This window comes from Desulfogranum mediterraneum DSM 13871, assembly GCF_000429965.1.
GTDB classification, from domain to species: domain Bacteria; phylum Desulfobacterota; class Desulfobulbia; order Desulfobulbales; family Desulfobulbaceae; genus Desulfogranum; species Desulfogranum mediterraneum.
The window spans coordinates 323,756-335,019 of the sequence record NZ_KE387005.1 but is presented as its reverse complement, the minus strand read 5'-3'; the positions used below and the strand labels follow the sequence as shown (position 1 = coordinate 335,019).

The following is an 11,264-nucleotide window of genomic DNA, read 5'->3' as shown; positions in this document are numbered from 1 at the left end:
AGGCCGGCCACAGCGAGAGCAAATAGGTTTACTATTCTTGCGAGGCTCTACTGGTATCCGCAACGAGTTTTCTTCCCGGTTTAAGCAAGGGGTCTGGAAAACAAATCCCTTGAATTTTACCACATGATTGAGCAAAGTCTTTATGTGCATTCATTCCTCCTTTTCAGGATCTTTGGCGGGAGACCGCGAAATTAGTCGTCGGTCGGAATGAATGCACACTTTTTTCCATTTCTAGAAAATGTTTTCCCAATTACCTCCCCTTACAAATAAGGGGGGAGGTGATTGGGGAAGCATTTTCGGAGCTCATTTTACCCACAGATACTCCGGAAGAGCCCCAAGATTCAATTGCCTTGAGTCCGAAAAATGTGATCTCTCTCAGGGAACATTCTTTAACCTTTTGTTGTCCGTGACCCTGCTTTAGAACCCTTCCCGTTTGTTCCTCTCCCGCCGTCGGATGCCGGCGAGTCCGGCTAAACCGATGCCAAACAGGAGCGTGGTCGTTGGTTCCGGGACAGGGGAGGGGGACTTCAACCGAGTCCAGCCACACATCGATCTCGCGTTCGTGACCGCTGCCAGGGCCGGAGGGTTGCCGACATTATACTCCGGGGATGAGCCCAGCCCCAGGTTGACGACCTCGCGTGGGTAATAGTTTCTCGAGTGTGTGTCCATGGAGAGCGATCCTTTCATGGCGCTTAATGACCAAAATACGATCTGACTGCCGGAGAATTGGAAGTCGGCGGAGAACCCCTCCACTGAAGGGTCGGTGGAGGCGATCCGGTATGACCCGGATCTGATGGACCAACTGGTAAGAGAGGCGGGCGTCGACTGAAAGAAGGCGTTGACCGGCTTATCTGAAAAGAGGGAATCATCGAAGGTGACGGAAGCGGTGAGATGGGTACCGAGATCGCCATAGACGGTGTAGTACGGGTTGCTCGTATATTCGTAGGTGACTGCCCCTGCCTGGTGAACGTGGAGAACAACGAGCAGCGATAGGCTGCAGCTGAGAAAGAAGGTACGCTTAGAACGCTTAGAACGCTTGGAACACTTGGAACGTAACATGGTGGTTCTCCTGTATCTGTTTTATCGGTACCGCGCGTGAGGCCCCTGCCCATGAAAAGGGTATTGCCTTGAATCCCATAAACCTGACCTGCCCCCTACTGGTTCGGGAGAGTAGGGGGGATGCAGTGGCAGCTGAAACCCGGCCTGGAAGCAGGCTGCACTCTCCTTTGGGAACTGGCGGACGACCCTGGTGGGGGGGCTGTGCCTTCGAGTCTGTCCTCATCGGCTCACCGCCCCATGGGGAGGACCCGGGAGGACCCGGGAGGACCCCATACGGCCTATCTTCGAGCCCACTGGCTGCCTGTCTTAGGTAACCGTTAAGACCTCAACCCCTGAATCGGTAACCAAGACCGTATGCTCAAACTGAGCAGAAAGTTGGTTGTCCACAGTCCTGGCTGTCCAGCCGTCTTTTTTGTCAATGGATGCGCCCGGCTTTCCGATGTTAATCATGGGCTCGATGGTGAAGATCATCCCAGGTCTCATTCTCGCCCCACTCTTTTTGGGTGAGGCATGGTTTACCTGGGGCTCTTCGTGGAATTGTACGCCCACGCCATGGCCACAGAACTGATGGACCACACTGTAGCCATGGGCTTTAGCGTGTTTGCCGATGACAAAGCCTATGTTGCCAAACCGTTTTTTAGGCTGTACCTGTTCGATCCCTAAGTCCAGGCATTCCTTCGTTACCTGAATCAGGTTTTCTGCTTCGGCTGACACCGCTCCTATGGTGAACATCCGGCTGGTGTCTCCGAAATAGCCATCTACTATGGTCGTCACATCGATGTTGAGGATGTCACCATCCTGTAAGATGGTCTCCCTGGAAGGGATGCCGTGGCAGATGACATTGTTGAGTGAAATGCAGGATGACTTGGGGAAGCCATGAAAGCCCAGGGTTGCAGGGATGCCGCCATGTTCAGTTATATACTCATGAATCAGGTTGTCCAGATGTTCGGTGGAGACACCCGACTCCACATGTTCGGCGATGAAATCCAAGGTGGCGGCAGCAAGTTGAGAGCTCTTTTTTATTCCATCTATCTGTTGTTTTGATTTAATGATAATAGCCATGCTCTTGATACTCTCTTTCTCTTTTTCCGTATTAGGGGGCGCCTGTTAGGGGACGCGTATTTGGGGACGTATATTGGAGGACGCATATTGGGGGACAGCTCATGAATTCAGCTGACCGTGTGGCTGTCTCCTGTTTTTCGAGGGAACATCTCTCCCCCTCTTGTGACCGGATGTTTCCTGGAGATCTGAAGATCTGTTATTGGCCCGGAGCCCTTGCAGTGCCAGCTGTTGTCCCTGAAGAGCTGGGCAGGTGAGCTGCTACATTGTGGCCTTTTGTGTCACTTATGTTGCAAGTTCAATAGGTTATATGATACTTCTCTCCTTGGTTTAATTCAAACAGTTTCAGCATCTGCGAAAATCGAATCTGCTCAGAGCTGATGGTGGCTGAATTGTGCAGGGTCAGGGAAGATGCAAAAGGAAAACAGCCGGCACGACGCAACCTTAGATATACTGATGCCACCCTCTTTCATTGAGATGGCTTTCGGGGTGGTGTTACAATGCAGGGATGGCTATCCCCCCATGTTGCTGTCCAAACACCCTGACAGGACCAGGAGGTAGCGGAGGTAGTTCAATGCCGATAGGGGCGGCAGCAGATGCGGGGAGCCGGGCATGGAGTTGCTGCTGGCACAGCGCACCGACCTGCCCGGGCTGGAGCACCGCATCCTGGACCATTTGACTCGCCCAGGGGCGCTGGAAAAGGTGAAGACTATAAAGTAGAAGACTACAAAAGGAGCGTAGGAAGAGATGATGCAAGACCCCAAGGACTACGAACAGGACCTGCTGGCCAGGCTGAAGCTCGACAACCCGGGCAGGGAGATCTCGCCCCTGCCGGAATGCGGCTGGGGCCACAGCCTGATACCGGCTCCTGACGAGAATCCTGAGAAAACCGACAAGGGGCTCAGGGTGCTGGTCATCGGCAGTTGGACCCTGGGCATGCTGGCCTTCGAGGCAATCAGGGCGTTGGAGGGCGAGCGGCCGGACAGGGTGAACATCGTCGGGCTCGTGACCGACGACCCGCTTGATCCGCAAGCCAGGATCTCCGAGCATAAGCGCTTCTGGCACTACTACGGCAAGCATCGCCAGGAAGTCTACGAGCTGCATATCCTGGAAGAGGCCTTGCATTTTGGCGTGCCCTGCTTTACCGGCGAGGTGAAGAGCGGGCTGTTCCGTTCCCTGCTGGCCAAATGGAAGCCCGAGGCTGTCGTGGTCGCGGGATTCGGCCAGCTCATAGACGCCCCCATCATCCGCTATCCAGACTGCGGCATCTACAACGTTCACCCCGCAGACCTGCGCCACGGACACGGGGCCGGACCGAAGCCGTGGGAGGATCTGGTGGAGCGGCGTGCTGAAACCACGAGGCTTACCATCCACCAGGTGAGTGAGGAGATCGACTCCGGGCCGGTGGTCGGGGTTTCGCCGCCCATCAACGTCCGGCTCGCAGAGGGGGAGTGCACCGACGATGTGCGCTTGATCGGCGAAAAGACCTTCATGCCGGTCAAAACGATGGTAGGGGAGCTTGTGCGGGGACTCTGCCGCAACTGGGAGTGCGGCCGCCCTTGCCGTATCAACCGGATGGACCTTGAGTCCTGTTTTTCGTCGGCTGAGCGGGACGCCCTGATGCGGCCCATCGACCCCGGGAAGCGGGGCACCCTGCTGCCCCTCTCTTCCCTCTGCGCCGGGGATAGTGTCTGAGGCTATCTATCCCGCGTCAGCAATGCTGCCACCAGGGCGACGAGAGCGCAGGCAAAGTAGGCCTGAAAGAGCGGCGCATAGTGCTCTGCTGTGCCTGTAGAGGCCGTATGGCCCTGGGTCTCCAGGAGCCATCCTCCTGCCTGTTGCATGAGCGCTCCCCCTGCCAGAAAGAAGAAGTTGGCCAGGCCGGTGGCCGTTGGGGCAAGATCGTCTGCAAAGGCCGTGCGGACCAGGGTCAGGGACAGGGGCGATGCCGCCATGGTGGTCATTCCCAGCAGTCCAAACCAAAGGAAGAGTCCGGTCAGCGTCATGGCATTGCCAAAGGCGGTTGCGGCCGTCAGCAGCACCAGGCCGAAGGCGGCAAGAACAAGCACCTTTTTGCGGGATTTCAAGACCCGCTCTGCAAGGAAGCCGAGCAGCGGCCCGCCCAGGATCATACCCAGGGCCAGCATGGCCAGGACGTGGCCGGCCCGAATCTTGTCCAGGCCGTGAGCGTGCATGAGCCAGGGGCCTCCCCAGAGTCCGCCAAAGGAGATGAACACCCCCAGGGCCAGGAATGCCCAGATGACCGGCGGCCAGAACGCGGGAGTGGACAGCACCTTCACGGTTCGGCCGCAAGCGGAGTTTTCCTGGAGGGGCTTCGGCTGTTGGGGCCCGGGTCCCTGGGGCCGGTCACGCACCACCAGCCAGGCGCAGCCGACAAGACAGAGGGAGAGCCCGCCAACAACCATGAAGCTGCCGCGCCAGCCAAGGAGATGATCGAGTTGACCAAGGGGAGCGGCCCCGGCGTACACGCCGATGCCTGCCACGGCGATAAGCAGGCCGACCATGGTGGTGAACTCTTCCCGCCTGAACCAGGCCGACACGATCTCGAGCACAGGCACCAGCACCATGGCCGCGCCCACTCCGACCAGAAAACGACATCCGAGAGCCGTGGGCAGGTCGGTGGCAAAGGAGAAGCCGATCGTCCCGATGCCTGCCAGTCCGAAGAAGATGCAAAGGGTCCTGCGGGGGCCGAGCGTCTTGGTGACCGGCCCGGCCACGAGCTGGAGCAGTGCGTAGGGGAAGAAATAGGCCGCGCCCAACAGGCCGAGGAAAGAGCCCTTGAGCCTCAGGTCAGACATCAGGTCCAGGGCGAGCACGGCCGGGGCCTGGCGATGGAAGTAGACCAACAGGTAGATGAACGAGACCACGGCAAAGATCGTCCAGCGGCGGCGGTTCGTTGGAGCTGGGGGGCTGTCGGGATGCGGGAGAGGGCGTTTACTCATGTTGTTGTTGGCTGTACTGTTGGGGTATTGTTGAGGGGCTGACCACGATACCTGATCAGGCAGGAGTGGCTCTATGGATCTTTTGGCCGGGGCCAGGGACAGACCCAGGGACTGATGGGGTGTACCTGGGCCCGGAGGATATGCTGATCATAGGCGACCAGGAGGTCATCTTTCTTCAGGTAACCGACGACTTTTTCCGCTCTGTCTCCGGCCAGTACCGGCAGGAAGGAAAAGTTCCCCTTGGCAAAGAGGCGGAAGGCGTCTTCCAGGTTTTGATCCTCACGGACGGTGACCACCTCCCGGGTCATCAGCTGGGCCGCGCTCACCCCCTCGCCCCTGTAGGCTGGATCAGCCAGCCTGCTTCTGATGTCCCGCAGACTGAGCACCCCGACCAGGCCATCTTCCTCGTCCAGAACCATGAAGTGGGGAAAGGGGCTCTCAATAATCTGGCTGACCAGCTGCTCAAAGGGGGTGTGCTCCCGCAGCACCTGGTACTCCCTGCACATGGTCTCCCTTACCTGGAGGGCGCGCAAGCGGTTGGCGTCATGGCCGCGTACGATTCTGATCCCCTGCAGGAGCAGTTTGGTCTCGTAGATAGAGAAACCGTGGAAGAGGCGGACCACGATCAGGCTGGGAATGCAGGCAGCCATCAGCGGCAGGATGACCTGGTAGTTATAGGTCAACTCAAAGATGGTCAGGATGGCGGTGATAGGGGCAAGGGTGGTGCCGGTTACAATGGCGCCCATCCCGACCAGGCCGTAATGGGCGGCGCTCAGCGGCAGGTCCTGCCAGAACAGATCGGCAAGGTGGCCGAAGAGACAGCCGAGCATGGCCCCCAAAAACAGGGACGGCACAAAGATGCCGCCGCTCATCCCGGATCCCACGCAGAGCCCGGTGGTCAGCAGTTTGGCCACGAGTAAGACCGCGACCATGGCCAGGGTGGAGTTGCCGTGCAGGGCTTGATTGATGGTTTCATAGCCGACCCCCAGGGCCTGGGGGTAGAGCAGGCCGATCGCCCCCACTGCCAGCCCGGCCGTGGCCGGGGCGAGCCATTTGGGGATGCGCAGGGCAGCAAAGAGCTTGGGCAGGGTGAAGACATAGGCCATGAAGAGCAAACTGAAAAAACCGGCAACCACTCCCATAAGGACGTAGAGCAGCAGTTCTCCCGGGTGGGACAGGGTAAAAAAGGGAATCTGAAACAGGGTCTCGTCCGACCAGATGGCCTTGGAGACCACCGTGCCGGTGACCGAGGCAATCACGATGTTGGAGAGCGAGGCGACTTCAAGGTCAAACAGCAGGATCTCCACCGCAAAGAGGGTGCCTGCCATGGGGGCCTGAAAGGTGGCCGCAATACCGGCGGCAGCACCGCAGACTATCGCCAGCCGACGTTGATCCGGACCCAGTCTCAACAGCTGGGTCAGGGTGGAACCGATGGATGAGCCGATCTGGACGATCGGCCCCTCGCGGCCCACCGAACAGCCACTGGCAATAAAGGTGGCTGTGGAGAGGCTCTTCAAGAGGGTCACCCGATGGCGAATGATTCCGTCGTGATGGGTCAGGGCGCTCATCACTTCCGGGACTCCGGGGCCCCGCACTTCAGGCGCAAGCCGCAACAGCAGCGGGCTGAGCAGCAGGCCGGCCAGCATGGGCGCTGTCAGGCGCCAGCCCCAGTGCGCCTGCTGATAGCGCTCGACAAAATCGCCTTCTCCGGCCCAGAACAGCCCTATCTCAAAATCGATGAGCCAACGAAAAAGCACGGCCCCCAGACCGGCCAAAAAACCGATTACCACCGCAATCAGGAGGGGATAGAGCGTATCTGTTAGAGCGTGCTGAACCTTCATCGATCACCGCTGGATAATGAGAGGAGGAGGCTGGGCAGGAGCCCCGTCACAGTGGAGGTGGCTTCATCCCCTGAGGCTGCCTTGATGTTGCCTTGATGTTGGCTTGAGGCTGGCCTGAGCTCTGCAGCAGGACCGCCTACCCGAGTAAATGGATGTTTTTTTCCAGACAGATCTCCTTCAACTTTTTGGGCCATACCGAGACGGTCACCTCCCCAAGGTGCGCGGTACGCAGCAGGTACATGAAGGTCCTGGCCTGGCCGATGCCGCCGCCGATGCTGAGCGGAATCCGCTCTTTGAGGATGGCCTGGTGGTAGGGGAGGGCAAGCAGCTCCTCCTGGGCTGCCATCTTCAGCTGGAGCTTCAGGGTCTCCCGGGTCACCCGGATGCCCATGGAGCTCAGCTCGTGGCGTCTCTGGGTGACCGGGTTCCACACCAGGATATCCCCGTTGAGGCCGTGATACTGCTCGCCGTTTTTGATGATACTCTCGCCGGCCCAATCGTCGTAATCTGCGGCGCGCAGCTCATGGGGATAGCCATCTTTCAAGGGCCAGCCGATACCGATGATGAAGATTGCCTGGGCCTGCTCCCTGAGAAACCTGGTCTCACGCTCCTTCCGGGGCAGATCCGGATAGCGCTTGAGCAGTTCCTCGGCATGGATAAAGGTGAGCTCTTCCGGAAAATCGGGGTACTGGCTGCTCCTGAGTTGGGGGTAGCGTTGCTGCACCATGGTGCCGGCGCCCCGGATAACCTTCCAGATCCGGCTCACGCACTCCCTGAGGAAATCGATGCTCCGCTCCTCCCGGGTGATGACCTGTTCCCAGTCCCACTGGTCCACGTAGGCGCTGTGGTCATGGTCAAGGAAGTAATCCTTGCGCACGGCCCTCATGTCGGTGCAAATACCCTCCCCGGGTTGGCAGCCGAACTGTTCCAGGGCCATCCGTTTCCACTTGGTGGCGGCCTGGACGATCTGGGCCCGGATGGGGGGATCGAGTCCCAGGCCGCAGGGAAACTCTACCGGTGTGCGTGAGCCGTCACGGTCCAGGTAATCGTTGACGCCGCTCTCCCTGTCGACGATCAGGGGGACCTGGACCATGTTCAGGTTCAGTTCCCTGCACAGTCCGCTCTCCAGGTAGTTCTTGATGGCAAAGACAGCCTTCATGCGCTCCATGGGGGCAAGCAGGGCATGGTAGTTATCGGGCAGCTCGTGTCCGAGGGTGTGGTAATCACCTATGCCCGGACCAGCCAGGTCTGCTCTCTTCTCTGTCATCTCGTTTCTCCCTCCCTTGTCCTGGGGGCTGCAGCGTCTTCAGCCGTCATCACGACCATCCTGTCAACGAGCCCTCACTCTGTCTGGGGTGCTGCGGGTCGTGCATAGCTGGTCGGCCCGTTCTTCCAGTCGGTGCTCTCCAGCCACTCTTTGGGGTAGCCCACCTTGTGGTTGAGCTCTCCGGGAGAGTTCATCCCGCCGTCGGCATACTTCACGATCAGCCGGTCTCCGAAGGCCTGCCAGCTTGTAAAGACCTGTTCTGCAGTATGGACGCTGAACTCGGTGAGATAGCTGGTGGCAGCAGCAGGATTCTTTTGGTAGAGCGCCAGGGCCTCCTTGTCGGCTTGGGCAATGGCTGCAAAGTGGCCCTGTTCCAGGGGATCCCTCAGCTCGACAATATCCCGATGCACCCCGCTGTAGTTGATGGTTGCCCAGTTCTCGACAAAGTTGAATGCCCAGAAGGCGGAGTCGCGGCTGTAATACCTGGGGTCAGCGCTGGTGTAGGGTGCGGCCAGCCTGGTAGAGCCCACATAGATGGGGGTATAGGCCGTCTCGGCCGGCTTGGACAGGCCAAACCAGAGCAGGCCGCCAATGGGATCGGGCAGCCAGGAGCGTCCTTCGCAGATAAAGGAGTAGGTGCAGTAGTAGACCGAGAGCGGCCGCTGCCAGGCGCCGTCATGGTGCTCCTTGGGGTCAGCCACGTCACCTGCCGACTCGTAGGGCCCGAGGTAGCGATAGGGCAGGCCAAAGGGGCCTGCGGCTACGCCCTTGGTCATGTCAAACTCGGTGCCCTCATAGTGATCACGCAGCAGGTTGAGCACCTGCCGGCGGCTGACCGGCTGATCCGGCTTGATGGTCAAGGGGTAGGCCCTGGTGTAGCCGTCCTCTACCCAGGGGCTGAGCTTGAGTGAGGGGGCCAGCCTGTCCATGACCCGCCAGACCCGGCGCAGGGAGTAGTAGGGATGGTTGTATTCACCCAGGCTGACGGTCCGCAGCCAGTCGAGCTTGCCATCTTCGGGCTTCCACCAGCCCTTGGCCCGGGCGACCTGGTGCAGCCTGGGGCTGAAGAGCTGATCCGGGTTGTCGGGATCGATCTCCCGGATACGCAACTCATTGGCACTCACCACCATCTCGCCGTCGGGAATCCGCTGGGCCACCCAGAGACCTCCGAAGGTCTCGTCACCGGGGATCATCTCGATCAGCCAGCCCTCCTTGGGATCAGCCACGGGCAGGGTCTCACCGGTACCATGAAAGCCATAGGTATCGATCAGGTGACCGATCAGCACCACCGCCTCCCTGGCGGTGGTGCAGCGTTCCAGGGCCACCCGGGCGAGTTCGGCGCTGTAAAAGAGATGTTTGGGGGAAGGCTTGACGTTTCCCATCTTGGTGCCGTTGGTGCATTCGCCAAACATCAGCTGATGCTCGTTCATGATCCCGTAGTTGCCGTCAAAGTAACCGTAGGTGTGGGCCACCTGGGGGATAAAGCCGATGGGCTTAGACTGCGGCTCATTGGGATTCTTGTAGCCGGGACCGCGAGCGCTGCCGGTATAACGGCGATAGACAAAGCTGCCGTACTCGGGGAGCTCGCCGATGGAGGTGGCATCAAAGTGGACGGGCCGCATGGAGCCGGGGGGATGGTCGGCGGCCGGCACATAGATCAGGCGGGGATCGTTGAGGTGACCGTCATCGCTGTGGCCCACATACATGGCGCCGCTTGCCGTGGCCCCTGGGGTGATAATAAAGGTGGTACAGGCCAGGGTCTGGCCGGTAAACAAGAGCGTGGTGAGGAGAGAGGTGGCCAGCTGCCACCTGTTCAGACGCGGTTTCTTCATTCCGGCTCCTTGGGATTGGTATGATCAAAGAAGGTGGTGGCCAGGCCGCCCAGTGAGGTCTCCCGATAGAGGGAGAGGATATCGTGGCCGGTGGCGCGCATGGTTTTCACCACCTGATCAAAGCTGATCAGGTGACGGCCGTCGGTGAGCAGGGCATACTCGGCACAGGCAATGGCCCGTACCGCTGCAAAGGCGTTGCGTTCGATGCAGGGTACCTGGACCAGGCCGAGGACAGGGTCACAGGTAAGTCCCAGGTGATGTTCCAGGGCCATCTCCGCGGCATATTCCACCTGGCGGGGCGAGCCGCCGATCAACTGGGCGGCAGCCGCAGCAGCCATGGCGCAGGCGGTACCGATTTCCCCCTGACAGCCCACCTCTGCCCCGGAGATGGAAGCGTTCTCCTTAACCAGGTTGCCGATCAAGCCGGCGGTGGCCAGGCCATTGAGGATGGATCGCCTGGAGTGTTTTTTCTCGTAGGAGTAGTAGTAGAGGACACTGGGTACCACCCCGCAGGAGCCGCAGGTGGGGGCCGTGACCACCAGGCCGCCGTCGGCATTCTCCTCGGCAACGGCCAGGGCATAGCCGGAGAGCAGGCCGGTGCGGGCCTCGCTTTCGCGCAGCCTTCTGGCCTGCACCATCACACTGCGGGCCTTCCTGGGCAGGTACAGCCCGCCCTGGAGTACCCCGCCCCGGTTGAGACCGCGGTCGATGGCAGCCTGCATCTTTACCCAGATATCACCAAGGTAGCCTTCGATAAAACCTGCCTCTTCGCTCTCTGCAACCAACTGCCAGAGCGGCTTGCCGCTGGAGCTGGTCCAGGCCAGCACCTCTTCCATGGAGGCCTGGGAATAGATACGGGGATGTTCCCCGGCCCTGCAGGGGCTGTTCTCGTCGGGCTGGCAGAGTTCACCGCCGCCCACGGAGAAGGTGGTCCACTCTTCTCTGCAGGTTCCGCCGGGATCAAGGGCCTCAAAGCGCATGCCGTTGGGGTGAAAGTCGAGCTCTTCACTGCTCCAGATAATCTCGCAGGGAAGCGGGGAGAGGCCGCTCAGGATGGCCTGATCGGTGAGGTGTCCCTTACCGGTCAGACTCAGGCTGCCGTACAAGGTGACCCGATAGGAGGCAGCACCAGCCGTCCTCGCCCTGAAGGTCTCGGCAGCATTCAGCGGGCCGATGGTATGGCTCGAGGAGGGCCCCATGCCGTAACGATAGAGATAGTGCAAGGACTGCATACGATGCTCCT

Annotated in this window: 7 protein-coding genes and 1 pseudogene; 1 reads left to right on the top strand and 7 read right to left on the bottom strand. The window is 59.9% G+C overall.

Annotated features, from left to right (window positions below; genetic code table 11):
- Positions 1-417: 417 nt before the first annotated feature.
- Both G494_RS0118130 and map read right to left on the bottom strand, forming a co-directional pair.
- Positions 418-1,059: a PEP-CTERM sorting domain-containing protein gene (locus G494_RS0118130; protein ID WP_028585660.1), complete on the bottom strand. Its 642-nt coding sequence runs from the start codon at positions 1,057-1,059 to the stop codon at positions 418-420.
- 306 nt (positions 1,060-1,365) lie between these two features.
- Positions 1,366-2,133: pseudogene (gene map / locus G494_RS0118125) on the bottom strand (type I methionyl aminopeptidase); the annotation flags it as partial.
- A gap of 732 nt (positions 2,134-2,865) precedes the next feature.
- On the opposite strand from map, the gene G494_RS0118110 reads away from it, so the two are divergent.
- Complete coding sequence (locus G494_RS0118110) at positions 2,866-3,813, top strand: formyltransferase family protein (RefSeq protein WP_028585658.1); 948 nt, start codon at positions 2,866-2,868, stop codon at positions 3,811-3,813.
- Between the two features lie 2 nt (positions 3,814-3,815).
- On the opposite strand, the gene G494_RS0118105 is transcribed toward G494_RS0118110, so the two are convergent.
- From G494_RS0118105 to G494_RS0118085, 5 genes are all read right to left on the bottom strand, one after another.
- Positions 3,816-5,081 carry an MFS transporter gene (locus G494_RS0118105; protein WP_051305849.1) on the bottom strand — a complete coding sequence of 422 codons (1,266 nt, stop codon included), beginning with the start codon at positions 5,079-5,081 and terminating at the stop codon, positions 3,816-3,818.
- 71 nt (positions 5,082-5,152) lie between these two features.
- Positions 5,153-6,922: a chloride channel protein gene (locus G494_RS24345; protein WP_051305848.1), complete on the bottom strand. Its 1,770-nt coding sequence runs from the start codon at positions 6,920-6,922 to the stop codon at positions 5,153-5,155.
- Between the two features lie 136 nt (positions 6,923-7,058).
- Positions 7,059-8,189 carry an aspartate--ammonia ligase gene (locus G494_RS0118095; RefSeq protein ID WP_028585656.1) on the bottom strand — a complete coding sequence of 377 codons (1,131 nt, stop codon included), beginning with the start codon at positions 8,187-8,189 and terminating at the stop codon, positions 7,059-7,061.
- A gap of 74 nt (positions 8,190-8,263) precedes the next feature.
- Positions 8,264-10,021 (bottom strand): dipeptidase, encoded by a 1,758-nt coding sequence (locus G494_RS0118090; protein ID WP_051305847.1) that lies wholly within the window; start codon positions 10,019-10,021, stop codon positions 8,264-8,266.
- Entirely contained in the window at positions 10,018-11,253 is a 1,236-nt protein-coding gene (locus G494_RS0118085) for an L-serine ammonia-lyase (protein ID WP_028585654.1), read from the bottom strand. The genes G494_RS0118090 and G494_RS0118085 overlap by 4 nt, the downstream gene beginning before the upstream one ends.
- Positions 11,254-11,264: the final 11 nt, after the last annotated feature.